A 26824-nucleotide genomic window follows, 5' to 3' on the forward strand; every position below is an offset into this window, starting at 1 on the left:
CCCTCTCACATCTCTCTTCAGAAGAAGCGCGGGTCGGTGAACGCGCCGGTGGCCAGCAGGTAGACGTAGAAGTCCGCGAGCGCCACGCTGACCAACGAGGCCCAGGCGAGCAGCATGTGCCGCTCGTTGAGCTTTCCGACCCAGCCCCACATGCGGTAGCGCACCGGGTGCTTGGAGAAGTGCCGCAGCCGGCCGCCCACGATGTGACGGCAGGAGTGGCACGAGAGGGTGTACGCCCAGATCAGCACGATGTTGACGAGGAAGATCAGGGTGCCCAGACCCATGTGTCCCCACGCGTACTCCGCGTCGCGGAAGCCGAGCAGGGTGTCCCAGGTGAGGACCGCCGCGACGAGCAGCGCCGCGTAGAAGAAGTAGCGGTGGATGTTCTGCAGGATCAGCGGGAAGCGGGTCTCACCGGTGTACGTCTTGTGCGGCTCGGCCACCGCGCAGGCCGGGGGAGAGGCCCAGAACCCGCGGTAGTAGGCCTTGCGGTAGTAGTAGCAGGTCAGCCGGAAGCCCAGCGGGAAGATCAGGATGAGCAGCGCGGGGGAGAGCCCCCACCACTCGCCGAACAGGCCCCAGTTGGGTCCGCCCTTCATCGTCGCGCAGTTGTCCGCCAGACACGGCGAGTAGAACGGCGAGACGTAGGGCGCGTGGTAGTAATCGGCGCCCGCGAACGCGCGCCAGGTGGAGTAGACGACGAACGCCAGCAGCCCCAGCACGGTGACCGCGGGCGCCAGCCACCAGCGGTCCTTGCGCAGGTGCGGCGCGGCGATGGCGGCGCGCGTGCTCCCGCGTACGCCGGTGGCTTGGGGGCCCGCGGTCTGTCGGGGCCCCGTGTTCTGTTGGGGTTCGGTGCCAGTGGCCAACGGAATCTCCGGAAGAGACGACGGGGATCAAGGGCGGCAAGGGCCTGCCGTGTGAACTCGCAGTATCCATCGAGTCACGGTGCGTGCCGGTCGCGCGCCCCCAGCCCCTCGTCATCGACATCCGTCCACAGGCCGGGGTCGTAGGGCTGGTCGGAAATCGTCACCATCTCGGCGCGCGGCGCACCGGGCTGCCGCGGCGCGGTGGCTCTCAACAGGGAGAGCGACTCCCGCAGGTGCTCGGCGTCGCTGCGCATCCGCCGGATCTCCAGCCCGCTGCCGACGTGCTGTTCGAGTCGGCTGACGCAGCGTGCGAGATCGTCCAGACAGCGCTGAGCGACCGTCAGTTCATCGTGCAGAGACATGAGTTGCCCACCTCCGCTAGGTGGCGGCCGGCTTGGTCCATGCGCCTGGCGAGTGTTGCGCGTCACACTCCTTCTTGTGAAGAGTGCGGCACGTCTTTCCGCCCGTACGGGTCACCTCGCGCGGGGCGCGAAGTTGCCGCGCCCGGGTGCGGCCCCACCGAACGCCGCGGTGCGGGGCGGTGCCAGGGGGTGGCTGGCGCCCTGAGGGTGGAGTCGGGCAGGAGGGGGGTGCGGGGCGGGCGTAGGGGCGTCTCGGCTCTCTCTGAGCCCGTACGGGGCCCGTGTCGGACCCCGTGCGGGCCCCGTGTGGGGTCTTGGTTCACCCTCCCGGTGCAGCCGGGGGGTGCTCCGCACGGGTGGCGTGCGTGGCCCATGTGTCGTGTCTGCGGGACTCCGGGTTTGGGGGCGCTTCAAGTGGGGCGAAAAGATGTGATGAACCGCAAAAACCGCCAAAAGAGGACGTTGCGGGCGCGCGGTCAGCCCCGGAGGTTTCAGCATGCGAGCCGTCCCAGCCGAGTCAGCACGGCCCCCGTGGCCGCCACAGCCAGCACAGTCGCCCCGCCGCACGGCCCTGCCCCACGGCCTGGGCAACCGCCCGCACCGCGGCGGGGCCCGGCGATGGGTCGCCGTACTGGTCGCCGGAGTGCTGCTGCCGCTGCCGCTGGCCGCATGCAGCGCGGGAGACTCCCAGGACGGCGCGGCGGGCGCCGGCATCGGGCAGGGCTCGGCCGACGCGGACGGCGACATCCACGGCACCGAGCGGGCGCAGGTCACCTCCGGCGGCACCCTGCGCTGGGCGGTCGACGCGAAGCCCACCACCTTCAACGTCTTCCAGCCCGACGCCACCGAGGCCACCGAGCGGGTCGCCGGAGCCACCCTCCCCGCGCTGTTCACCCTCGACCAGCACGGGAAGGCCCAGCTGAACAAGGACTTCCTGCGCGGCGCCGAGGTCACCGCGACCGAACCGCGGCAGACCGTCGTCTACAAGCTCAACCCGAAGGCACGCTGGAGCGACGGCCGCCGCCTGTCCGCAGCCGACTTCCGCGCCCAGTGGAAGGCGCTGCGCGGCAAGGACAAGGCGTACTGGACGGCACGCAACGCCGGCTACGACCGCATCAAGAAGATCTCCGCGGGACAGCACGCGGGCGAGGTCGAGGTCGTCTTCGCCAAGCCCTACGCGGACTGGCGGTCGCTGTTCACCCCGCTCTACCCGAAGCAGGCGATGCGCAGCCCGCACGCCTTCAACGACGGCTCCCGCACCGAGCTCGCCGCCGTGGCAGGCCCCTTCAAGGTCACCAAGGCCGACAAGGACCGCGAGCACACCGTCCTGCGGCGCAACCCCCGCTGGTGGGGCGAGCGCGCGAAACTCGACCGCATCGTGCTGAGTGCCGTACCCCGCGACAAGCGCGCCAAGGCGCTGGCCAAGGGGAAGGTCGACGTCGCCGACATCAGCGGCTCCGCCGCGAAGAAGATCGGCGTCGCGAACGGTCTCGGCGGCCCCCAGCGACCCGACGCGGCGAAGAAGCGCTCCGAGAAGCAAGAGGCCAAGCTGCGCGAGAAGCGCCGGCGCGAGGCCCGTAAGAAGTTCGGCGCGGCCACCGCCGAGCAACTCGGCTCCTACGAGGTGCGCCGCGCCCTCGACCCCGCCTACACCCAGCTCGCCCTCAACGGCTCCCGCGGGCCGCTGTCCGACGAACGGGTACGCCGCGCCGTCGCCCGCGCCATCGACCGCGACGAGCTCGCCAAGCAGGCACTGGAGGGCACAGGCCTGCCCGACAAGCCGCTCGGCAGCCACCTGCGGATGACCAACCAGGACGGCTACCAGGACAACAGCGAAGCGGTCGGCGGCGAGGACATCGACTCCGCGCAGTCCCTCCTCGCGGACGCGGGCTGGAAAGCCGGCGGTCCCCTCGCCCAGGGCAAGAGCGGGGCAGGCGCCGACGAGCCCTCCCCCGGAAAACCCCCCAAGTCCGGCGAGCGGGACGGCCGGGAAAAGCCACAGGGCGGACCGGCCGAGCCGCCGGCCGCCGCGGCGTCCCCGCAGGCGGGCGCCCGCGCGCCCTACCGCGCCGAAGCCGAGGCCTCCGTGCCGCGGCTGACCGCGGCACAGATCGCACAGGTCGTCGACAAGCCGCTCGGGCTGACCGTCTCGACCACCACCCAGCGCGGCGCCGTCCTCGCCCAGGCCGCACACGCGCGCCTCGCCTCGGCCAGGGAATCGGGCTCCCAGCGGAAGCTGAGCCGGGCCGAATCGGCACTGAAGACGGCGCAGAAGGTACAGGCCACGGCCGACGAGATGCGCACCCTCGCGGTCGACCCGGCCGGCGCCGTACGCAGCAAGGGCGGCAAACCGCTGGCCCTCCGCTTCGTCCTGCCCGCCGGCAAGGGCTCCGCCCAGCTGCGGGCCACGGGCGAGCGCATCGCGCAGATGCTCGACGAGATCGGCATCCGCACGCAGATCAAGGAAGTACCCGGAGAAAGCTACTTCAAGGACCACATCGCCACAGGCGACTACGACCTGGCGCTCTACGCCTGGCCCGCGACCGCCTTCCCCGCGACCGAGGCCCGGCCGATCTTCGCCAAGCCGCAGCCCGCCTCCGACGGCTCGCTGCTCGTCGAGCAGAACTACGCACGGGTGGGCACCGACCGGATCGACCAGCTCTTCGAGCAGGCGGCAGGGGAACTGGACGACGGGGCGCGCAAGGAACTGATGGAGAAGGCGGACGCGCGGATCTGGGCAGTGGCCGGATCCCTGCCCCTCTACCAGCGCCCGCAACTGATCGCTGCCAAGCGCGACCTGGCCAACGTCGGAGCGTTCGGCTTCAGCACGCCCCGCTACGAGGACATCGGCTACCGCCGCACCTGAGCCCTCCCGAACCGTGCCGGCTCCCGGGCCCGGGAGCCGGCACGGCCGCCTCGGCACACCGGGCGCGCGCCCGGTACGCCCTCCGCCCTGCGGACGGGAACGGGGCGGCGGCGCCCCGTTCCCGCGGGGGCCCCGACCGGCGGACGGCCGGCGCCCACGCGAGGCCGCCCTCGACGGGCGGGAACACGGGGCCGGCCCGGCGGCGGCCAGACGCCCGGAGGCGGCCGCCTCCGGGCGCCGGCCCCCGCCCGGCGGCGAGTGCGCCGTGCGGCGGCCTGGACGCCTGGCGGCTCTGCGGCCGGTGGCCCTTGCGGCTCTGCGGCCCGGTGGTGGCCGGGTGCGGGTGGCGGTGGCGTATTCGGGCGGTGACCCATCCCGTGCCGGGTGCACCGTGCGGCGGTGCGTCCGGGGGCGGGTAGGCAGCCGCGGCCTGGCGGCCGGTGGCCCGGCGGCTTGGTGGCTCTGCGGTCCGGTGGTCCGGTGGCGGCCGGATGCGGGTGGCGGTGGCCTATTCGGACGGTGACCATCCCGTGCCGGGTGCACCGTGCGGCGGTGCGTTCGGGAACGGGCAGGCACGCTCGGCCCGACGGCCGGTGGCCCGGCGGCTTGGTGGCTCTGCGGCCGGTGGCCCTTGCGGCTCTGCGGCCCGGTGGCCCGGTGGTGGCCGGGTGCGGGTGGTGGCGGTCTACCGGGCGGGGCCCGCTTGGTGTCGGGCGGCGGTGGGGCGGCGCCGTCGTGGGTGAGCGCTCTGGTGTGACGATGAGCACCTGGCGGGTGAGGAGGAGGCGCGCGGCTGAGCAAACCGGTCCGGGCGCGGGTGGGTGGGGCAGGCGCCGTGACGGGGAGGCGCAGGCCAGGTGCGGCACAGCGGCCGCGCGGCCCAGCGGCCCACGCGGCACAGTGCGGGGCCGCGTGGGGTGGAGGTGCGGTCGGGTGGTCCGGCGGCAGCCGGTGGCGGGCGGCCCCGTCCGGGGCTTCGCGTGGCTGCCCGTACCATGGCGTGTGAGGCCGCGGCGAGCCGAGCCCGGCATCAGGGCCCGCGGCCCGGCCCTCACGGGCCGGGGGCGCCCCGGCCGGAGGCCGGGGGAGCGCGGCCTCATCCGTCAACCCGGGAGACACCCCTCAGTGCCCACGCGCCACGACATCCGCAACGTCGCCATCGTCGCCCACGTCGACCACGGCAAGACGACTCTCGTCGACGCCATGCTCAAGCAGGCCGGAGCCTTCGCGGCCCACCAGCTCGAATCCGTCGACGACCGGGTGATGGACTCCAACGACCTGGAGCGCGAGAAGGGCATCACCATTCTCGCCAAGAACACCGCGGTCAGGTACCACCCCAAGGACGGTGGTGACCCCGTCACCATCAACATCATCGACACTCCGGGCCACGCCGACTTCGGCGGCGAGGTCGAGCGGGGCCTGTCGATGGTGGACGCGGTCGTCCTGCTCGTCGACTCTTCCGAGGGGCCGCTGCCGCAGACCCGCTTCGTGCTGCGCAAGGCGCTGGAGGCCCGGCTTCCGGTGATCCTCTGCGTGAACAAGACGGACCGTCCCGACGCCCGGATCTCGGAGGTCGTGGACGAGACGTACGACCTGTTCCTCGACCTGGACGCGGACGAGGAGCAGATCGAGTTCCCGATCGTCTACGCCTGTGCGCGGGACGGCATCGCCTCGCTGACCCAGCCGGCCGACGGTGCGGTGCCGGCGGACAGCAGCAGTCTGGAGCCGTTCTTCACCACGCTGCTGGAGACGGTTCCCGCGCCCACCTACGAGGAGGCGGCGCCGCTCCAGGCGCACGTCACCAACCTGGACGCGGACAACTTCCTGGGCCGGATCGCGCTGCTGCGTGTGGAGGCGGGCGAGCTGAAGAAGGGCCAGACCGTGGCCTGGATGAAGCGCGACGGCTCGGTGCAGAACGTGCGCATCACCGAGTTGATGATGACCGACGCGCTGACCCGCAAGCCGGCCGAGAAGGCGGGCCCCGGCGACATCTGCGCCGTCGCCGGTATCCCGGACATCATGATCGGTGAGACGCTCGCCGACCCGGAGAACCCGGTCGCGCTCCCGCTGATCACCGTGGACGAGCCCGCGATCTCCATGACGATCGGCACGAACAACTCTCCGCTGGTGGGCAAGGGCGGCAAGGGGCACAAGGTCACCGCGCGGCTGGTCAAGGACCGGCTGGACCGGGAGCTGATCGGTAACGTCTCGCTGCGCGTCCTGCCGACCGAGCGCCCCGACACCTGGGAGGTGCAGGGCCGTGGCGAGCTGGCGCTGGCGATCCTGGTGGAGACGATGCGCCGGGAGGGCTTCGAGCTGACGGTGGGCAAGCCGGAGGTCGTCACCCGCGAGATCGACGGCAAGGTCCACGAGCCGGTGGAGCGCATGACGATCGACGCCCCCGAGGAGTACCTGGGTGCGATCACCCAGCTCATGGCGTCCCGCAAGGGCCGTATGGAGACGATGACCAACCACGGTTCCGGCTGGGTGCGGATGGAGTGGCTGGTTCCGGCGCGCGGCCTGATCGGTTTCCGTACCGAGTTCCTGACCGAGACCCGGGGCACCGGCATCGCGCACTCGCTCTTCGAGGGCCACGAGCCGTGGTTCGGGGAGCTGCGTACGCGCCGCAGCGGGTCGCTGGTCGCGGACCGGGCGGGCAAGGCGACGCCTTTCGCGATGATGAACCTGCAGGAGCGCGGTGTGATCTTCATCGAGCCCGGCACCGAGGTGTACGAGGGCATGCTGGTCGGCGAGAACTCCCGTTCCGACGACATGGATGTCAACATCACCAAGGAAAAGAAGATGACCAACATGCGCGCGGCCTCCGCCGACACGACGGAGAACCTGGTGCCGCCGCGCAAGCTGTCGCTGGAGCAGTCCCTGGAGTTCTGCCGCGAGGACGAGTGCATCGAGGTGACTCCGGAGACGGTCCGTATCCGCAAGGTGAACCTCGACATGAAGGAGCGCGCGCGGGCTGCCGCGCGGGCCAAGAGGTAGCCGGAGGCCGGTTGCGCACCGTAGCGGCCGGTGGGGAAGCGGAGAGGGCCACACCCTGCGGGTGTGGCCCTCTCCGCATTCCGGTGTCCGGATAACGGTTCGGCAACCCGAGTCGCTGTCCCTTTTGAGGCGATTCGCGGAGCTGTTCTTGTCGCTTAACGGACAACCGGATGTAGGTGTAATCAAACCGAGACTCTTCACATCTGGTCCACACGGGGGGTGAGGGCAGATAGTGAGTGCATCGAGCTCGGGTTAATGGGTCACGCACCGTCAGGTGGGCGGCGACTCCGCGAGCGTGGGGGCGTGTAGCACGGACCGGCAGGCTGCCGGCCATGGCACCGCCCCTTCTTCCTTGGTGAACGACTCTAGGAGGTCGCTCCATGCGTGGTGCGAAGATGATGCAGTGGTCCGCTCTTGCGGCGGCCGTGGCGCTGGCCGCCACGGCGTGCGGTGGCGGTTCCGGCGACGACGGCAACGCGTCGGGCAAGCCCGCCGGGTACGTCTCGATGTTCAACGGCGAACCCCAGCACCCGCTGATGCCGTCCAACACGAACGAGAAGTTCGGCGGCTACGTCATCGACGCGCTGTTCACCGGCCTCGTCGGCTACGACGGCAAGGGTGAGCTGAAGAACGAGAACGCCGAGTCGGTGAAGTCCAAGGACAACAAGACCTGGACCGTCAAGCTCAAGAAGGGCTGGAAGTTCCACGACGGCACGGACGTGACCGCCGAGTCGTACGTCAAGGCGTGGAACTGGATGGCCAACGTCGAGAACAAGCAGGCCAACAGCTACTGGTTCGGCGACATCAAGGGCTACGAGGACGTCCACCCGGAGAAGGGCAAGCCGAAGAAGGACGAGATGGAGGGGCTGAAGGTCGTCGACGACCACACCTTCACCATCGAGCTGGCCAAGCCGGTCCCGTACTTCGAGTACAAGCTGGGCTACAAGACCTTCACGCCGCTGCCCGAGTCCTTCTACAAGGACCCCAAGGCGTTCGGCCAGAAGCCGGTCGGCAACGGCCCGTACAAGTTCCAGAAGTGGACCCACAACAAGCTGATCCAGGTCAAGGCCGTGGACAGCTACAAGGGCTCCAACAAGGCCAAGAACAAGGGCGTCCAGTTCAAGACCTACTCCAAGCTGGAGTCGGCCTACCAGGACGCGCTGTCCGGCAACCTGGACCTGGTCGACGGCGTCGGCCCGAAGGACCTGCCCAAGCGCAAGTCCGACTTCGGCGACCGTGCGCTCGACGTCCCGTACGCGGGCACCCAGAGCATCGTCCCGGCCGTCTACTCCAAGCCGTTCAAGGACGTCGACCCGAAGGTCATCCAGGGCCTGTCGATGGCGATCGACCGCGAGACGATCACCAAGACGGTGCTCCAGGGCACCCGCATCCCCTCCAAGGCGTTCACCCCGCCGCAGGTCAAGGGCTACCAGAAGCTGGACACCGACGTCCTGAGCTACAACCCGAAGAAGGCCAAGAAGTACATCAAGGACGGCGGCGGCATTCCGGGCAACAAGATCTGGATCCAGTACAACGCCGACGGCGGCCACAAGGAATGGGTGACGGCTGTCTGCAACAGCATCACCAAGGCCACCGGCGTGCAGTGCGTGGGTGACTCCAAGCCGGACTTCCAGACCGACCTCGAGGCCCGCCAGGCCAACAAGGTCAAGGGCACCTACCGGGGCGGCTGGCTCGCGGACTACCCGCTGAACGTGAACTTCATGCAGGACCTGTACAAGACCGGCGCCTCCACCAACTACGGCCGGTTCTCCGACAAGAAGGTCGACGAGCTCTTCGAGAAGGGCGACCACGCCGACTCCCTCGACGCGGCCGTGAAGGACTACCAGGCGGCGGAGAAGGAACTGCTCAAGAAGATGCCGGCCATCCCGCTGTGGGACTACGCGGCCAACATCGTGCACGGCGAGGGCATCGACGACGTCAAGGTCGGCTTCGACGGCAACGTCCTCCTGACCGACATCACCGTCAAGTAGCAGCACCCGGGAAGACGCCGGGGCCGCTCCGCCACGAGCGGCGGCCCCGGCCGTTCCCGAGCTCCCTTTCCGTTACGGAGGCACTATGGGGCGCTATGTCGCACGGCGACTGCTCCAGATGATCCCGGTCTTCATCGGGTCGACTCTGCTGATCTTCTGCATGATGTTCGCGCTGCCCGGCGACCCCGTGGCGGCGCTCTTCGGCGAGAAGAAGCCCGACCCGGCGCAGATCGCCACGATCAAGCATCAGCTCGGTCTCGATCTGCCGTTGTGGCACCAGTACTGGAACTACCTCTCCGGTCTTTTCCAGGGTGACTTCGGCACTCAGATAGCCACTCAGAGACCGGTCGCCGAGGTGATCTCGCAGGCGTTCCCCGTGACCGTCCGGCTCACGCTGTTCGCCTTCTTCTTCACCGTTCTCATCGGTGTGCTGCTCGGCCTGGTCTCCGGCCTGTTCGCCGAAAAGGCGTTCGACCGGATCGTGCTGGTCTTCACGCTGCTGCTGATCTCGGTGCCCAGCTTCGTCCTCGGCTACCTCTTCCAGTACTTCTTCGCCTTCCAGCTCGGCTGGCTGACCCCCACGGTGCAGGACTCCCGAGATATGGGGCAGTTGCTGCTGCCCGCGCTCGTCCTGGCCGCGCTCTCCTTGGCGTATGTCACACGGCTGACCCGCACCTCGGTGGCGGAGAACAAACGGGCCGACTACATCCGCACCGCCGTCGCCAAGGGGCTGCCCCGGCGCCGGGTGGTCGGTGTCCACCTGCTGCGCAACTCGCTGATCCCCGTCGTCACCTTCCTCGGTACCGACATCGGCGCGTTGATGACCGGGGCGATCGTCACCGAAGGCATCTTCAACGTGCACGGCGTCGGTAACACCATCTTCGAGGCGCTCAACCGCCGCGAGGGATCCACGGTCGTCGGCATCGCCACGCTGATCGTCATCGTCTACCTCGTCGCAAGCCTGCTCGTCGACCTGCTTTACGCGGTCCTGGACCCGAGGATCCGTTATGACTGAGACCCTGAACGTGTCCGCCTCGGCGTCCACCGACCCCAAGCCCGCTCCGCCGGGCAACGACGCCAAGCCGGCCAAGGGGCGCAGTCTGTGGTCGGACGCCTGGCACGATCTGCGCCGCAACCCGCTCTTCGTCATCTCGGCCGTGCTGATCGTGGTGCTGCTGGTGATGGTGGCCTTCCCCAGCCTGTTCACCTCGGCCTCCCCGACGGTGGGCGACCTGACGCACCACTACCAGGGCAAGCCCAGCTACAGCCACTTCTTCGCGGAGGACTGGTTCGGGTACGACACCCAGGGCCGCTCCGTGTGGGCCCGCATGGTCTACGGCGCGCGTGCGACCGTCCTCGTCGGCGTCCTGGTGACGCTGTTCGTGACGATCCTCGGCGGCATCGTCGGCCTCGTCGCCGGCTACTTCGGCGGCTGGATCGACAGCGTGCTCTCCCGGATCACCGACATCTTCCAGGGCATCCCCTTCCTGCTGGGCGCCATGGTGGTGCTGACCACCTTCACCCAGGGCAACGTCTGGGTGGTGATCACCGCGCTGCTCTTCCTCGGCTGGACGCAGATCGCCCGTGTCGCCCGCGGCTCGGTGATCACCGTCAAGCAGAGCGACTACGTGCACGCCGCGAAGTCGCTGGGCGCGAGCACGGCGCGGATCATGTTCCGGCACATCGTGCCCAACGCGGTCGCTCCCGTCATCGTCGTCGCCACGACGGCGCTCGGCGGTTACATCGCGGCCGAGGCGACCCTCTCCTACCTGGGCATCGGCCTGGCCGAGCCCACGGTCTCCTGGGGTGTCGACGTCTCCGCCGGCAAGGACGGCCTGCGTACCGCGCCCCACATGCTCATTTCCCCCGCCGTGATGGTCTCCCTGACCGTCCTGGCGTTCATCATGCTCGGCGATGCGGTCCGCAACGCCCTCGATCCCAAGAGCCGTTGAGGGAGGCGCGCCTCATATGACCCTGCTCGAAGTGCGGGACCTGCACGTCGATTTCCACACCCGGGACGGCATCGTCAAGGCCGTCAACGGCGTGAACTACCAGGTCGAGGCCGGCGAGACGCTCGCGGTGCTCGGCGAGTCCGGCTCCGGCAAGTCGGTGACCGCCCAGGCGATCATGGGCATCCTGGACATGCCGCCCGGGCGCATCCCCCAGGGGGAGATCCTCTTCCACGGCGAGGACATGCTCACCATGTCCAAGGAGGAGCGCCGCAAGATCCGCGGTGCCCGCATCGCCATGATCTTCCAGGACGCGCTCTCCTCCCTGAACCCGGTGCTGACCGTCGGCTACCAGCTGGCGGAGATGTTCCGCGTCCACCAGGGCGCCTCCCGCAAGGAGGCGAAGGCCAAGGCCATCGAGCTGATGGACCGGGTGAAGATCCCGGCCGCCAAGGCCCGGGTGAGCGACTACCCGCACCAGTTCAGCGGCGGCATGCGGCAGCGCATCATGATCGCGATGGCGTTGGCGCTGGAGCCCGATCTGATCATCGCGGACGAGCCGACCACCGCGCTGGACGTGACGGTGCAGGCCCAGGTGATGGAGCTGCTGGCGGATCTCCAGCGTGAGTTCAACATGGGGCTCATCCTGATCACCCATGACCTGGGTGTGGTGGCGGACGTCGCGGACAAGATCGCGGTGATGTACGCGGGCCGGATCGTGGAGACGGCGCCGGTCAAGGAGCTGTACAAGGCTCCGGCGCACCCGTACACCAAGGGTTTGCTGGAGTCCATCCCCCGCCTCGACCAGAAGGGCAAGGAGCTCTACGCGATCCAGGGCCTGCCGCCCAACATGGCCAAGGTTCCCGACGGCTGCGCCTTCCACCCGCGCTGCCCCGTCGCACGGGACGTCTGCCGCAGTGAACTGCCCCCGCTCGCCGAGGTCGGCGAAGGACGCGGCAGCGCGTGCCACTTTTGGAAGGAGACTCTCGGTGAGTGAAGAGTCCAAGCGGACCGAGCAGGCCGAGCGCCGTGAGCCGATCCTCGAGGTGCGGGACCTGGTCAAGCACTTCCCGCTGACGCAGGGTGTCCTCTTCAAGCGGCAGGTCGGCGCGGTCAAGGCCGTCGACGGCATCTCCTTCGACCTCTACCCGGGCGAGACGCTGGGCATCGTCGGCGAGTCGGGCTGCGGCAAGTCGACCGTGGCCAAGCTGCTGATGAACCTGGAGGCGCCGACCTCCGGGACCATCCGCTACAAGGGCGAGGACATCACCAAGCTGTCGGGGCGCGCGTTGAAGGCGGTGCGGCGGAACATCCAGATGGTGTTCCAGGACCCGTACACGTCGTTGAATCCGCGGATGACGGTCGGTGACATCATCGGGGAGCCGTTCGACATCCATCCGGAGGTGGCGCCGAAGGGGGACCGGCGGGCCAAGGTGCAGGAGCTGCTGGATGTGGTGGGGCTGAACCCGGAGTATGTGAACCGGTATCCGCACCAGTTCAGTGGGGGGCAGCGGCAGCGGATCGGGATCGCGCGGGGTCTGGCGCTGCGTCCGGAGATCATCGTGGCGGACGAGCCGGTCTCGGCGCTGGACGTCTCGGTGCAGGCGCAGGTCGTCAACCTGATGGAGAGCCTCCAGGACGAGTTCGGCCTCTCGTACATGTTCATCGCGCACGACCTGTCGATTGTGCGGCACATCTCCGACCGCGTCGGCGTGATGTACCTGGGCAAGATGGCGGAGATCGGCAGCGACGAGGAGATCTACGAGCACCCGACGCACCCGTACACGCAGGCGCTGCTGTCGGCCGTGCCGGTGCCCGATCCCGAGGCGGAGGGGCGCAGGGAGCGGATCGTGCTGGAGGGCGACGTGCCCTCACCGGCCAACCCGCCGTCAGGGTGCCGGTTCCGCACGCGCTGCTGGAAGGCGGAGGCGCGCTGCGCCGAAGAGGTGCCTCTGCTGGCGGTTCCCGCGCCGTTCGAGGAGGCGGAGTCGGGGGCCGCGCACCCGTCGGCCTGCCACTTCGCCGAGGAGCGGGCGGCCGTGGTCGCGGCCTGAGTCCGCTCGGGGGAGCTGTCGTGCCCGCCCGTGTGGTCCATACGGGTTCCGGCCCTCCGGGGCCCGGGCACGGCATCCGGGCATATGGTGTCAAAAGGTGTTAAGTGGGTCCGAGTCGAACTCGGACCCACAGCGCTTCCAGGAGGCACCCATGCGTGGAGCCACCCGCGTGACCATGACCAGGAGGGCGCTCGCCGCCGTGGGAGTGCTCGCGCTCACGGCGACCGCCTGCGGTGGCGGTTCCAGCTCGGGGGGCGCAGGGGGCGGGGCCCAGGACGGTGTGATCCGCGCCTTCTGGACCGACCCGCAGCATCCGGTCGAGCCGGCGAACACCAACGAGGTGCAGGGCGGCAAGGTCCTCGACATGATCATGCGGGGGCTCAAGAAGTACGACCCGAGCACGGGTGAGGCGAAGAACGCCGTCGCCGAGTCCATCACGACCGACGACCAGCGCACCTTCCGCATCAAGCTGGAGAAGGGCTGGAAGTTCTCCGACGGCACGCCGGTGACGGCGAAGTCGTTCGTGGACGCGTGGAACTACGGCGCGCTGGTCACCAACAAGCAGGTCAACTCCTACTTTTTCCAGTACATCGACGGCTACGACGAGGTGCACCCCGAGAAGGGGAAGCCCAAGGCGAAGAAGATGTCGGGGCTGAAGGTCACCGGCGACCGCGCCTTCACGGTGAAGCTCAACCAGAAGTTCTCCATGTGGCCGCAGACGCTCGGCTACAGCGCCTACGCGCCCCTGCCCAAGTCCTTCTTCACCGACCACGAAGGCTGGCTGAAGAAACCGGTGGGCAACGGCCCGTACAAGGTGGACTCCTACACCCGCGGCCAGTCGATGAAGCTGTCGCGCAACAAGCACTACAACGGTGCGGACAAGCCGCGGAACAAGGGCGTCGAGCTGCGGGTCTACACCGACCAGAACACCGGCTACACCGACCTGCAGGCCGGAAACCTCGACGTCGTCGACGAACTGCCGGCCGGGCAGCTCAAGAACGCCAAGCGGGATCTGAACGGGCGCTACATCAACCAGCCCGCGGGCATCACCCAGACCCTCTCCTTCCCGATGTACGACAAGCGCTGGAAAGGCGAGAAGGCCGCGCTGGTGCGGCGCGGCCTCTCCCGGGCGATCAACAGGAAGGAGGTGACCGAGGAGATCTACCACGGCACGCGGGAGCCCGCGACCGACCTGACCTCCCCCGTGCTGGGGGCGGGCGGCGGATACGAGCCCGGCCTGTGCGGCAGCGCGTGCGAGTACGACCCGAAAGCGGCCAAGAAGCTCATCAAGCAGGGCGGCGGACTTCCCGGCGGGAAGATCACGCTCACCTCGAACGTGGACACCGGCTCCCACCGGCAGTGGATGGAAGCCGTCTGCAACAGCATCAACCGCACCCTGGACAAGAACAGCGCCTGCACGGTGAATCCGGTGCCGACCTTCAGCGAGTTCCGCTCCGACATCAGCGGCAAGAAGATGAAGGGCATGTTCAGGACCGGGTGGCAGATGGACTATCCCCTGATCCAGAACTTCATCCAGCCCATCTACTACACCGACGCCTCCTCCAACGACTCCGGATTCTCCGACCCGAAGGTCGACAAGCTCATCGACCAGGCGAACGCGGCCGGCGACCAGAAGAGCGCGATCGGCCTCTTCCAGCAGGCCGAGAAACGCATCCTGGAGACGTTCCCCGCCATTCCGCTGTGGTATCAGAACGGGAACGCCGGATACTCCGAGCGGGTCAGCGACGTGAAGCTCAACCCCTTCTCCGTGCCGGTCTTCACCGACATCAAGGTCAAGTGAGCCGTCGTGGGGCGCTACGTCGTACGACGACTGCTCCAGATGGTCCCGGTCTTCATCGGGACGACGTTCCTCATCTTCGTGATGGTCTACGCCGTCGGCGACCCGGTGAACGCCATGTTCGGCGACCGGGCGCCCGACCCGGCGACGGCCGCACAGCTGCGCGCGGAGTTCAACCTCGACAAGCCCCTCTGGCAGCAGTACGGGCTCTACATGGGCAAGATCTTCTCCGGTGACTTCGGCAACGCCTTCAACGGGCAGCCGGTGACCGAGCTGATGGCGACCGCGTTCCCGCTGACCATCCGGCTGGCGCTCGTCGCCGTCGTCATCGAGATCATCATCGGCCTGGTGCTCGGCGTGCTGACCGGCCTGCGCCGCGGGCGGCCCATCGACAGCGGGGTGCTGATGCTGACCCTCGTCGTCATCTCCGTGCCGACGTTCGTGACCGGCACCGTCTTCCAGTACCTGCTCGGCGTCCGGTGGGGGCTGATCGCCCCCGCCGTCTCGCCCGCCGCGCCGCTGGGCCAACTACTGCTCCCCGGGCTGGTGCTCGCACTGGTCTCGCTCGCCTACGTCACCCGGCTGACCCGCACCTCCATCGCCGAGAACTCCCGCGCCGACTACGTGCGCACCGCCGTCGCCAAGGGGCTGCCGCGGCGCCGGGTGACCGTACGGCACCTGCTGCGCAACTCGCTGATCCCCGTCGTCACCTTCCTGGGCACCGACGTCGGCACCCTGATGGCGGGGGCCCTGGTGACCGAGCGGATCTTCAACATCCACGGCGTCGGCTTCCAGCTGTGGCAGGGCATCGTGCGGCAGAACTCGCCGACAGTCGTCGGCTTCGTGACCGTCCTCGTCATCGTCTTCCTCCTCGCGAACCTGCTCGTCGACCTGTTGTACGCCGTGCTCGACCCGAGGATCCGCTATGTGTGACCCAGGCCCGCGAGCGCGCAACGCGCCCACCGCCACCCGCAGGGGGAGCCCATGACGGGGACACCCGCCCTCGAGGGCCCCGACGAGACGGAAACGCTCACCGGAGTCGAGAGCCAGGCCGAGCGGGCCGGCGGCAAGGGCCCCTCCTCACCGGGTCGCGAGCCGCGGGAGCGGGAGCGGAGCCTGTGGTCCGACGCGTGGCACGACCTGCGCCGCAACCCGGTGTTCTGGATCGCGGGCCTGCTCATCGCGTTCCTGGTGCTCATCTCCGTGTGGCCGGGCCTCATCGCCTCCCGGGACCCGCTCTCCTGCCGGCTGGGCCGCTCGCTGGACGCCTCCTCGGCGGGGCACTGGTTCGGTTTCGACACCCAGGGGTGCGACGTGTACACGCGGGTGGTCTACGGCGCCCGAACGTCCGTGACGGTCGGCGTCTGCGCCACACTGGGGGTGGCCGTGCTGGGCAGCGTGCTCGGCGGACTCGCCGGGTTCTTCGGCGGCGTGTGGGACGCCGTCCTCTCCCGCCTCACCGACATCTTCTTCGGCATCCCCATGATCCTGGGCGGCCTGGTCTTCCTCTCCATGACCGGAAGCCGCTCGGTGTGGACGGTGGTCGCCTTCATCGTGCTGCTCGGCTGGCCGCAGGTCGCCCGTATCGCGCGCGGCTCCGTCATCACGGCCAAACAGAACGACTACGTACTGGCCGCCCGCGCGCTGGGTGCGGGCAACGCCCGGATGATGACCCGGCACATCCTGCCGAACGCCATCGCCCCCGTGATCGTGACGGCGACCATCGCGCTGGGCACCTACATCTCGCTGGAGGCCACGCTCAGCTTCCTGGGCGTCGGCCTCCAGCCGCCGACCGTCTCCTGGGGCGCCGACATCTCCGCGGCCTCCCAGGGCATGCAGTTCCGCAACGCGCCGCACATCCTGCTGTACCCGGCCGCCGCGCTCAGCCTCACCGTGCTGGCGTTCATCATGCTGGGCGACGCGGTGCGCGACGCCCTCGACCCGAAACTGAGGTGAGCGCGTGAGCCTCCTTCAGGTGCGCGACCTGCACGTGGAGTTCCACACCCGGGACGGCGTGGCCCAGGCCGTCAACGGGGTCGACCTCGGCGTCGAGGCCGGCGAGACGCTCGCGGTGCTCGGCGAGTCCGGTTCAGGCAAGTCGGTGACCGCCCAGGCGATCATGGGCATCCTGGACATGCCGCCCGGGCGCATCACGGGTGGCGAGATCGTCTTCCAGGACAGGGACCTGCTGGCCCTTCCGCGCGAGGAGCGGCGCAGAATCCGCGGCGCGAGAATGGCGATGATCTTCCAGGACGCGCTCTCCGCTCTGAACCCGGTGCTGACCGTCGGCTACCAGCTGGCGGAGATGTTCCGGGTCCACCAGGGCGCCTCCCGCAAGGAGGCCAGAGCCAAGGCCGTCGAGCTGATGGAGCGGGTCCGCATCCCGGCAGCGCGCCAGCGGGTGGGGGACTTCCCGCACCAGTTCAGTGGGGGGATGCGGCAGCGCATCATGATCGCGATGGCGTTGGCGCTGGAGCCCGATCTGATCATCGCGGACGAGCCGACCACCGCCCTGGACGTGACGGTGCAGGCCCAGGTGATGGACCTGCTGGCGGATCTCCAGCGTGAGTTCAACATGGGGCTCATCCTGATCACGCACGACCTGGGTGTGGTGGCCGACGTCGCGGACAAGATCGCGGTGATGTACGCGGGCCGGATCGTGGAGACGGCGCCGGTCAAGGAGCTGTACAAGGCTCCGGCGCACCCCTACACCAAGGGGCTGCTCGACTCCATCCCCCGCCTCGACCAGAAGGGCGGGCAGCTCAACGTCATCCGGGGCATGCCGCCCAACCTGCAGCAGATCCCCCCGGGCTGCGCCTACAACCCCCGCTGCCCGATGGCGCGTGCGGTCTGCCGCAGGGACGAACCTCCGCTGTACGAGGTCTCGGCGCTGCGGGCCAGCGCCTGCCACTTCTGGGAGGAGATGTTCGATGCACGGTGAGGGATCGAGCCGCAAGGTGGCCAGGGAGGAGCTGATCCAGGCACGGAAGCTGCTGGCGAAGTCGCACGCCGAGCGCAGTTACGCGGCGGGCGAGCCGATCCTTCAGGTGCGGGACCTGGTCAAGCACTTCCCGCTGACGCAGGGTGTCCTCTTCAAGCGGCAGGTCGGCGCGGTCAAGGCCGTCGACGGCGTCTCCTTCGACCTGCGGAAGGGGGAGACGCTGGGCATCGTCGGCGAGTCGGGCTGCGGCAAGTCGACCGTGGCCAAGCTCATCACCCACCTGGAGAGGCCGACTGCGGGCACGATCCGCTACAAGGGCAACGACATCACCCGCGCCTCGGGGCGCGCTTTGAAGGCGGTGCGGCGGAACATCCAGATGGTGTTCCAGGACCCGTACACGTCGTTGAATCCGCGGATGACGGTCGGTGACATCATCGGGGAGCCGTTCGACATCCATCCGGAGGTGGCGCCGAAGGGGGACCGGCGGGCCAAGGTGCAGGAGCTGCTGGATGTGGTGGGGCTGAACCCGGAGTACGTGAACCGGTATCCGCACCAGTTCAGTGGGGGTCAGCGGCAGCGGATCGGGATCGCGCGGGGTCTGGCGCTGCGTCCGGAGATCATCGTGGCGGACGAGCCGGTCTCGGCGCTGGACGTCTCGGTGCAGGCGCAGGTCGTCAACCTGATGGAGAGCCTCCAGGACGAGTTCGGCCTCTCCTACGTCTTCATCGCGCACGACCTGTCCATCGTGCGGCACATCTCCGACCGCGTCGGCGTGATGTACCTCGGCAAGCTCGTCGAGGTGGGTACGGAGACCGAGATCTACGAGCACCCGACGCACCCGTACACGCAGGCGCTGCTGTCGGCCGTGCCGGTGCCCGATCCCGAGGCGGAGGGGCGCAGGGAGCGGATCGTGCTGGAGGGCGACGTGCCCTCACCGGCCAACCCGCCGTCGGGCTGCCACTTCCGCACCCGCTGCTGGAAGGCGCAGCAGCGCTGCGCCGAGGAGGAGCCGCCGCTCGCCGTGCCGGAGAACTTCGCCGGCACCCTGCCAGGCGAGGCCGTCCATCACCCCTCGGCCTGCCATTTCGCGGCCGAGCGCGCCGCGGTGGTGGGGCCCGTCGAGACGTGAGGGGCTGACCTACCAGGCCCGCGGCGGGGGCCCGTACGGTGCGGGGCCGCCTGCCGGGTACGAGGGGCTCGGGTGCGGGGAGCGCTGCTGCCCCCGGGAGAGCGCCAGCAGGACGGCCGCGCCCGCGACGACCTCGAACACGTAGGTCAGCACGTGCAGCTGGTTCTCGATGCCGAGGTCGCCGAAGTGCGCGAACAGGTCCGTCTTGATGCCGAAGGCGACGGCGAACAGGCCGGTGGCGAGCAGCGGTCCGGCGATGACGAGGCCGAGGGGGCGGGAGAAGGGCGCGCCCGCCAGCGCGGCGACGCCGGCGACCAGGGCGAGGAGCACGACGGTCCACAGGGACCAGCCGGGCGGGGCGTCGAGCAGCCGGACGATGGTGCGTTCGCCGGTCAGCGTCTTCTCGTAGCGGTCCCAGCCGAACTGCTGCATGGTGCGTATCTCCCACGCGACCAGTACCGCGGCCGAGGCGCCCAGCAGCAGGAAGGCGGCCACGGCGCCGCCCCTGGTCGGCCCGGCGGGGGCCGAGTGGGCCACGTCGTGCGGGGCGGGGGCGCCGTAGCCGTAACCGCCGGGGGCGGGCTGCGCGGGGCGGCGGCCCGCGATGGCGGTGACGATGAGGACACCGCCGAGAACGACGGTGGCGATGGTGCTGAAGAGGACCTTGCTCAGCAGCCCGTCGGGGACGCCCTGCATCCAGTCGGCGTTCAGGTTCCACAGGCCCGGGGTGCGCAGCGCGACGGTCAGCGTTCCGGCGCCGGCGAGTATCGCGGCGGACGAGGAGGAGCGGTAGGCAGTCACGGCCGCGACCGCGTACACCAGCATCAGCGTGGGCTCGAGGAAGGAAGTGACCCACACCCCGTCCTCGGCGCGGGCCGGCAGGCCGGCCCAGTTCCACCACACGTCGACGACGTCGTCGGCCTTGGTGAAGTCCCGGATGATCCAGGCGAGGCTGACCAGCGCGAGCGCGGCCAGCAGCAGCGATCCGAAGACGCGCGCTCCGCGCGCGAGTGTCCTGTCCTGGCCCATGGCTCGGCCCCCCGTGTGTACGTGTGTCGCGACGTGCTGGACCTGACGTGTCTACCCGCGCGCACCGCCCGGCAACAAGGCCCTGGCCGGCGGTGAGCGCGGCGGTGTGCACGGCGGTGAGCGCGGTGGTGAAGCCGCACTCATGTTCGCACGACGTCCACCGGGTGTGCAGGAGAACGCCACGAGCCCCTGCACGCACGGGAGTTGACGGGGCTCCGTAGTTCAGAGTGACTGCTTCGGATATCGGTGAGACGGCGACCACGTTGCGAGATTGTTAAGGCGGTTACTCCCTCTTTTTGCCGTCATGTCCGCCTGTGCTCTGTGATGTCAAGCACGTTGCGACCTCGATCTGCGCAACGTTCGCTCAAGAAAGCCGTTGACGGCGTTCAGCCTGGCCAACACCCCTTGACTGGCACATAACCCGCTTGCCAAAGTCCGGCTCAACCCACCCGCATCACGCCTCAACGATTCGGGTTCCGGCGAGAATTGAGCGCGGGAGCACACACGCGATGACGAGTCCTTCCCAGGCCGCTGCGGTCGGGGCCGACACCCCTGGCCCCGAGCGGGAAGCGGGCCCGAGTTCTACGCGAGTCGCCAAGGACGGTGACCTCGCGGGCCGGTCACCAGGACGGCTCATGTGGATGCGCTTCAAGCGCGACCGCACGGGTGTCGTCTCGGCGTGCATCGTGATCGCCTTCTTCCTGATCGCGGCCCTCGCCCCGGTGATCTCCTGGCTCTACGGCAAGGATCCCTACACCCGCTACGGGCAGCTGACGCCCGGCCTGCTCAACGACAACGGCTACCCGGTGCAGCCCAACGGCGGCATCAGCGGCGAGTTCTGGTTCGGCCTCGAACCGAACCTGGGCCGGGACGTCTTCATGCAGCTGGTCTACGGAATCCGCACCTCGCTCTCGCTCGCGGTGATCGTCACCCTGCTCTCGGTGGTCACGGCCATCGTGATCGGTGTCGCCGGCGGCTACTTCGGCGGGAAGGTCGACTACTTCCTCGGCCGGTTCACCGACCTGATGATGTCCTTCCCCAACCAGCTCTTCTTCGTCGCCTTCACCCCGGTCGTCGGCGCGCTGCTCGTCGACCCGCAGGACGAGATGCCCACCTGGCTCAGGTCCTGCGTGATCATCTACGTGATGTGGCTGCTCGGCTGGATGACGCTGGCGCGGCTGCTGCGAGGCCAGACCCTGTCGCTGCGGGAGCGGGAGTTCATCGAGGCGGCGAAGGTCGCGGGGACGCCGCCGGGCCGGATCGTCCGCAAGGAACTGCTGCCGAACCTGGTCACACCCATGCTGGTGCAGGCCACCTACATGCTGCCGAACAACGTCACCGCCATCGCGGGGCTCTCCTTCCTCGGCGTCGGGCTGCTGGAGCCCACCCCCGACTGGGGCCGGATGTTCGCCACGGGCGCCGAGGTCTACCAGAGCGACATCACCTACATGTTCTTCCCGGGCGGCGCGATGGTGATCTTCATCCTCGCCTTCAACCTGCTCGGAGACTCGGTCAGGGACGCGTTCGACCCGAAGTCGGGCCGATGAGGGCCAGGCGCGACCGAGTGGTGGGGGGTGCTGCCACCCCGTACGGCATCAGTCAGGCAGCGACGGACAACCGACAGGCAGGTGCAGACACCACCATGAGCAGAGTGAGCATACGCACAGCGCGTGCGTCCCTCGCGGCGGTCGCCGCCGGCGCGCTGTTCCTCACCGGCTGCAGCAGCGGCGGGGGCGGCGGTGAGGACACCAAGGACACGAAGGCCAAGAAGCAGGGCTCCGACGTCTCCTACACGTTCGCCGACGAGGCCGCCTCCAAGGGCCCGGCCGCCGAGGTCAAGGGCGGCCGCAAGGGCGGCACCATCAAGGTCCTCCAGCGCGACAGCTTCGCGCACCTGGACCCCGCGCAGATCTACGTCAGCGACGAGGGCGCCCTCGCCACGCTGATCCACCGCGGTCTGACCAGCTACAAGCGCACCAGCGGCGACAAGTACGAGGTCGTCGGCGACCTGGCCACCGACAGCGGCAAGAAGTCGGACGGCGGCAAGACCTGGACGTACAAGCTCAAGGACGGCATCAAGTTCGAGGACGGCTCGGCCATCACCTCGAAGGACATCCGGCACAGCATCGAGCGGATGTTCGCGCCCTTCGTCACCGAGGGCCCCACCTTCATCCAGCAGTGGCTGGCCAACACCGGCGGCACCGACTACCGCAAGATGCTCAAGGACGGCCCCTACAAGGGCAAGCACCTGCCGGACGACGTCCTGGAGACGCCGGACGACAAGACGGTCATCTTCCACTTCGAGGAGCCGCAGGCCGAGCTGCCCTACGCGCTGGCCATGCCGGGCTACTCGGTGGTGTCCGAGAAGAAGGACACCAAGGAGAAGTACGACAAGGACCCGCTGTCGACCGGTCCCTACAAGATCGCGTCCTTCAAGTCGGGCAAGAGCATGAAGCTCGTGCGCAACCCCGAGTGGGACCCGAAGACCGACCCGAAGCGGCACCAGTTCCCGGACGCCTTCAACATCCAGTTCGGTGTCTCCTTCGAGGACTCCACCAAGCGGCTGATGTCGGACGCGGGTGAGAACCAGTACGCCACCAGCTTCACCAACAGCGTCGACGCCTCCAGCATGCAGAAGGTGCGCAGCGACGCCGAGGTCAAGAAGCGCTCCGTCTCCGGCTACCAGAGCTACGTCAGCTACATGAACATCAACACGGACCGGATCAAGAACAAGAAGGTCCGCCAGGCCATCGCCTACGCGATGCCCAACCAGTCCATCGTCTCCGCGTTCGGTGGCGCCGGCGGCGGCGAGATGGCCGGCAACTACATCAGCCCGACGCTGGTGGGCCAGAAGCCGACCGACCCGTTCAACAAGCTGAAGAAGCCGCAGGGCGACGTGAAGAAGGCCGCCAAGCTCCTCAAGGAGTCCGGCAAGAAGGGCATGAAGCTCACCTTCGCCTTCCAGAACGCGCCCGAGTGGCAGGACTTCTCCGTGGCCGCGACGCAGAACCTGGAGAAGGCCGGGTTCAACGTCCAGAAGAAGGACATCATCGCGGACACGTACTACGACCAGATCGGCAAGATCAAGAACAACTACGACATCTACCACAACTCGTGGGGTGCCGACTGGCCGAGCGCCTCGACCGTCGTCCCCAACCTCTTCGACGGACGTCAGGTCCAAGACGGTGCGGCGAACTACTCGCACCACAAGAACCCGAAGTTCGAGAAGGAGATGGACCGGATTCGCAAGATCGAGAATCCGAACAAGGCCGCCGACGAGTGGATGAAGCTCGCGGACAAGATCCTCGTCGAGGACGTGCCCGCGGTGCCCATGCACTACTACAAGACGATCCAGCTGACCGGATCGAAGATCGGCGGCGCCTACTTCGACGAGCAGCTGCACGACATCCAGCCCACCTCGCTGTACGTCAAGAAGTAACGCACCCGGGCACCGGCTCCGCCGCCCGGCCCTCGCGGCCGGGCGGCGGAGCCCCACGGTGCCGTCCCGCTCCTCCTTCCGCACGTCGATTCCGCTGTCGCACGAGAGCTGCGTTCCGTCATGCTGCGATTCCTCATCCGCCGGTCGCTCGGCGCCGTGGTGATCCTGCTGATCATCAGCGCCGTCACCTTCTTCCTCTTCTACGCCGTCCCCAGGGACCCGGCGATGCTGGCCTGCGGCAAGAACTGCACGCCGGACGCGCTCGAGGTCATCCGCAAGAACATGGGGATCGACGAACCCGTGCCCGTCCAGTACTGGCACTTCATGGTCGGCATCTTCGCCGGCCGCGACTTCGCCGCGGGCGCGTGTCCCGCGCCGTGCTTCGGCTACTCCTTCGCCAACCAGGACCCCGTCTGGGAGACCATCCTGGACCGCTTCCCGACCACCGTCTCGCTGACCATCGGCGGCGCCGTGGTCTTCCTGCTCATCGGCCTGGGCGCCGGCATGATCGCCGCCTGGAAGAAGGGCACCCTGATCGACAAGGCGTTCAGCTCGCTGTCGCTGGTGCTCTCCTCGATGCAGATCTACTTCATCGGCCCGCTCGTCCTGGCGCTGGTGGTCTACAACCTGCAACTCCTCGACCAGCCCAAGTACGTGCCGCTGACTGAGGATCCGGCCGGCTGGTTCATGGGACTGCTGATCCCCTGGCTGGTCGTCCAGATCATCTTCACCGCGAACTACACCCGTCTGTCGCGCTCGTCGATGATCGAACAGTTGCAGGAGGACCACGTCAGGGCCGCCCGTGCGAAGGGCATGTCGGGGCGGTACGTCTTCTTCCGCTACGCCTGGCGCGGCTCGCTCATCCCCATCGTCACCATCTTCGGCGTCGACCTCGGCTCCCTCTTCGGCGGCGCGATGATCACCGAGTGGACGTTCTCGCTCCCCGGCCTGGGCACCCTCGCGGTCAACTCGGTGCAGAACACCGACCTTCCCATGGTGATGGGCGTGATGCTCTTCGCGGCGACCTTCATCATCCTGTTCAACATCATCGTGGACGCCGCCTACGCGTTCATCGACCCGCGCGTGCGGCTGTCCTAGGAGAACCTCCGCCATGAACTCCCTGACCAAGGAAGCGGACGTCCCCGCGCCGCGCGACGCGGACGAGACGGGCGCCTTCCTCTCGGTGCGCGACCTGTACGTGCACTTCGACACCGAGGACGGCACCGTCAAGGCCGTCGACGGGCTCTCCTTCGACGTGGAGCGCGGCCGCACCCTCGGCATCGTCGGCGAGTCCGGCTCCGGAAAGTCGGTCACCAACCTGTCCGTCCTGGGCCTGCACAACCCGCGCACCACCGACGTCTCCGGCAAGATCCTGCTGGACGGCCAGGAGCTGACGGGCGCGCGCGAGAAGACGCTGGAGTCGCTGCGCGGCAACAAGATGGCGATGATCTTCCAGGACGCGCTGACCGCGTTGTCGCCGTACTACACGATCGGGCGGCAGATCGCCGAGCCGTACCGCAAGCACATGGGGGTCTCCAAGCGGGAGGCGCACCTGCGGGCCGTCGAGATGCTCGACAAGGTCGGCATCCCCAACCCCAGGACGCGGGTCCACGACTATCCGCACCAGTTCTCCGGCGGTATGCGGCAGCGCGCGATGATCGCCATGGCGCTGGTGTGCAACCCCGACCTGCTGATCGCCGACGAGCCCACCACGGCCCTCGACGTCACCGTCCAGGCGCAGATCCTCGACCTGCTCAAGGACCTCCAGCAGGAGTTCGGCTCCGCGATCGTCTTCATCACCCACGACCTCGGCGTCATCGCCAACGTCGCCGACGACATCCTGGTGATGTACGGCGGCCGCGCCGTCGAGCGGGGCACGGTCGGCGAGGTGCTGCGCAGCCCCGAGCACCCCTACACCTGGGGCCTGCTGACCTCCATGCCGCGGCTGACAGGCGACGTGAACGAGGAGCTGTCGCCCATCCACGGCACGCCGCCGAGCCTGCTGTCCCCGCCGTCCGGCTGCCCCTTCCACCCGCGCTGCGGCTACCAGGACGAGGTCGCGGGCAGGTCCTGCACCGGCGACCGGCCGCTGCTGCCGCACGGGCGCGGCTCCGCCTGCCACCTGACGGCCGAGCAGAAGCGCACGTTCTTCATCGAGCAGATCAAGCCCAGGCTGAGCTAGGACAGGCAGAGGGAGACCCAGACCAATGAGCGATGACCTCACCCTGACCAAGCCGGGCGCGGGCGGAGCGAAGGACGCGACACCCGCCCGCACGGGCGAACCGCTGCTGAAGGCGGAGGGCCTGGCCAAACACTTTCCGATCATGGGGGGCTTCCCCTTCAAGCGGAAGGTGGGCGAGGTCCAGGCCGTCTCCGGTATCGACCTCGGCGTCCACGCGGGCGAGAGCTTCGGCCTCGTCGGCGAGTCGGGCTGCGGCAAGTCGACCACAGGACGGCTGCTGACCCGGCTGCTGGAGCCCACCGGCGGCACGATCACCTACGCGGGGCAGGAGATCACCCACGCCACGCGCAAGCAGATGGCGCCGATCCGCTCCGAGATCCAGATGATCTTCCAGGACCCGTACTCGTCGCTCAACCCGCGGCACACGGTCGGCTCCATCATCGGCGGCCCGATGGAGGTCAACGGCATCGACCCGCCCGGCGGGCGCGAAAAGCGGATCCGCGAACTGCTGGAGACCGTCGGGCTCAACCCCGAGCACTACAACCGCTTCCCGCACGAGTTCTCCGGCGGCCAGCGCCAGCGCATCGGCGTCGCCCGCGCGCTGGCGCTGGAGCCGAAGCTGATCGTGGCGGACGAGCCGGTCTCCGCGCTGGACGTCTCCATCCAGGCGCAGGTCGTCAACCTGCTCCAGCAGGTGCAGCGGGACCTGGGCATCGCCTTCGTCTTCATCGCCCACGACCTGGCGATCGTGCGCCACTTCTCGGAGCGGGTCGCGGTGATGTACCTGGGCAAGATCGTCGAGGTGGGGGAGCGGGAGGCGATCTACAACCGCCCCCGGCACCCCTACACCCACGCGCTGCTCTCCGCGGTCCCCGAGGCCGTGCTCCACGAGGAGGACGGGGAGTCCGGCAGCGGCGCCCGCGAGCGCATCCGGCTGGCGGGCGACGTGCCCTCGCCGATCAACCCGCCCTCGGGGTGCCGCTTCCGCACCCGCTGCTGGAAGGCGCGGGACAAGTGCGCCACCCAGGAGCCTCCGCTCGTCCAGATCCCGGGGAACACCCAGGGCCACCTGACGGCCTGCCACTTCCCCGAGGAGCCGACGACCGCGGCCCGCGGGGAGGACATCGTGCTGGACAAGGCGCTGCGGGAGCACGAGGGCGGGGCGGGCGAGACCTCGGCAGGGACGGCCAAGACGCGCTGAGCCGCTCGCCGGCCGGT

Annotated in this window: 20 protein-coding genes; 17 read left to right on the plus strand and 3 right to left on the minus strand. The window is 68.8% G+C overall.

The window, feature by feature from the left end; translation table 11 throughout:
* Positions 1-17: 17 nt before the first annotated feature.
* Positions 18-869, minus strand: a complete 852-nt coding sequence (locus MMF93_RS21560; protein ID WP_423835488.1) for a hypothetical protein — start codon at positions 867-869, stop codon at positions 18-20.
* A gap of 74 nt (positions 870-943) precedes the next feature.
* A complete protein-coding gene (locus MMF93_RS21565) occupies positions 944-1231 on the minus strand; it encodes a hypothetical protein (protein WP_242754053.1) in 288 nt (95 codons plus the stop codon).
* 496 nt (positions 1232-1727) lie between these two features.
* On the opposite strand from MMF93_RS21565, the gene MMF93_RS21570 reads away from it, so the two are divergent.
* The 12 genes from MMF93_RS21570 to MMF93_RS21625 all read left to right on the plus strand — a co-directional run bounded on the left by MMF93_RS21570 (position 1728) and on the right by MMF93_RS21625 (position 18956).
* Entirely contained in the window at positions 1728-4097 is a 2370-nt protein-coding gene (locus tag MMF93_RS21570) for an ABC transporter family substrate-binding protein (protein ID WP_242754055.1), read from the plus strand.
* A 1125-nt stretch (positions 4098-5222) separates the two neighbouring features.
* The gene (gene typA, locus MMF93_RS21575) at positions 5223-7094 is read left to right on the plus strand and encodes a translational GTPase TypA (RefSeq protein WP_242754056.1); all 1872 of its coding nucleotides are present in this window, start codon (positions 5223-5225) and stop codon (positions 7092-7094) included.
* Positions 7095-7474: 380 nt separating this feature from the next.
* Positions 7475-9085, plus strand: a complete 1611-nt coding sequence (locus MMF93_RS21580; RefSeq protein ID WP_242754057.1) for a peptide ABC transporter substrate-binding protein — start codon at positions 7475-7477, stop codon at positions 9083-9085.
* An 85-nt stretch (positions 9086-9170) separates the two neighbouring features.
* Positions 9171-10100 carry an ABC transporter permease gene (locus MMF93_RS21585; protein ID WP_242754058.1) on the plus strand — a complete coding sequence of 310 codons (930 nt, stop codon included), beginning with the start codon at positions 9171-9173 and terminating at the stop codon, positions 10098-10100.
* Positions 10093-11037, plus strand: coding sequence for an ABC transporter permease (locus MMF93_RS21590; RefSeq protein ID WP_242754059.1), 945 nt, complete (start codon positions 10093-10095; stop codon positions 11035-11037). The genes MMF93_RS21585 and MMF93_RS21590 overlap by 8 nt, the downstream gene beginning before the upstream one ends.
* Entirely contained in the window at positions 11000-12031 is a 1032-nt protein-coding gene (locus tag MMF93_RS21595) for an ABC transporter ATP-binding protein (RefSeq protein ID WP_242754061.1), read from the plus strand. Before MMF93_RS21590 ends, MMF93_RS21595 begins: the two co-directional genes overlap by 38 nt.
* Positions 12024-13088 (plus strand): ABC transporter ATP-binding protein, encoded by a 1065-nt coding sequence (locus MMF93_RS21600; RefSeq protein ID WP_274709490.1) that lies wholly within the window; start codon positions 12024-12026, stop codon positions 13086-13088. Before MMF93_RS21595 ends, MMF93_RS21600 begins: the two co-directional genes overlap by 8 nt.
* Before the next feature lie 151 nt (positions 13089-13239).
* Positions 13240-14889 (plus strand): peptide ABC transporter substrate-binding protein, encoded by a 1650-nt coding sequence (locus MMF93_RS21605; protein ID WP_242754062.1) that lies wholly within the window; start codon positions 13240-13242, stop codon positions 14887-14889.
* Between the two features lie 6 nt (positions 14890-14895).
* Positions 14896-15819, plus strand: coding sequence for an ABC transporter permease (locus MMF93_RS21610; RefSeq protein WP_242754063.1), 924 nt, complete (start codon positions 14896-14898; stop codon positions 15817-15819).
* A gap of 51 nt (positions 15820-15870) precedes the next feature.
* A complete protein-coding gene (locus MMF93_RS21615) occupies positions 15871-16842 on the plus strand; it encodes an ABC transporter permease (protein ID WP_242754064.1) in 972 nt (323 codons plus the stop codon).
* Between the two features lie 4 nt (positions 16843-16846).
* Positions 16847-17827, plus strand: coding sequence for an ABC transporter ATP-binding protein (locus MMF93_RS21620; RefSeq protein WP_242754065.1), 981 nt, complete (start codon positions 16847-16849; stop codon positions 17825-17827).
* Entirely contained in the window at positions 17817-18956 is a 1140-nt protein-coding gene (locus tag MMF93_RS21625) for an ABC transporter ATP-binding protein (protein ID WP_242754066.1), read from the plus strand. The genes MMF93_RS21620 and MMF93_RS21625 overlap by 11 nt, the downstream gene beginning before the upstream one ends.
* Before the next feature lie 9 nt (positions 18957-18965).
* On the opposite strand, the gene MMF93_RS21630 is transcribed toward MMF93_RS21625, so the two are convergent.
* Entirely contained in the window at positions 18966-19985 is a 1020-nt protein-coding gene (locus tag MMF93_RS21630; RefSeq protein ID WP_242754068.1) for a hypothetical protein, read from the minus strand.
* 509 nt (positions 19986-20494) lie between these two features.
* Here MMF93_RS21630 and MMF93_RS21635 point away from each other — a divergent pair.
* The 5 genes from MMF93_RS21635 (at position 20495) to MMF93_RS21655 (ending at position 26807) form a co-directional block, all read left to right on the plus strand.
* Positions 20495-21532, plus strand: coding sequence for an ABC transporter permease (locus MMF93_RS21635; RefSeq protein WP_242754069.1), 1038 nt, complete (start codon positions 20495-20497; stop codon positions 21530-21532).
* 95 nt (positions 21533-21627) lie between these two features.
* A complete protein-coding gene (locus tag MMF93_RS21640) occupies positions 21628-23424 on the plus strand; it encodes an ABC transporter substrate-binding protein (RefSeq protein ID WP_242754070.1) in 1797 nt (598 codons plus the stop codon).
* A 120-nt stretch (positions 23425-23544) separates the two neighbouring features.
* Positions 23545-24522: an ABC transporter permease gene (locus MMF93_RS21645; protein WP_242754071.1), complete on the plus strand. Its 978-nt coding sequence runs from the start codon at positions 23545-23547 to the stop codon at positions 24520-24522.
* A gap of 13 nt (positions 24523-24535) precedes the next feature.
* Positions 24536-25606 carry an ABC transporter ATP-binding protein gene (locus MMF93_RS21650; protein ID WP_242754072.1) on the plus strand — a complete coding sequence of 357 codons (1071 nt, stop codon included), beginning with the start codon at positions 24536-24538 and terminating at the stop codon, positions 25604-25606.
* Positions 25607-25631: 25 nt separating this feature from the next.
* Complete coding sequence (locus MMF93_RS21655; protein ID WP_242754073.1) at positions 25632-26807, plus strand: ABC transporter ATP-binding protein; 1176 nt, start codon at positions 25632-25634, stop codon at positions 26805-26807.
* Positions 26808-26824: the final 17 nt, after the last annotated feature.

Origin of the sequence: Streptomyces tubbatahanensis, assembly GCF_022699385.1 — a bacterium.
Classification (GTDB): Bacteria; Actinomycetota; Actinomycetes; order Streptomycetales; family Streptomycetaceae; genus Streptomyces; species Streptomyces diacarni.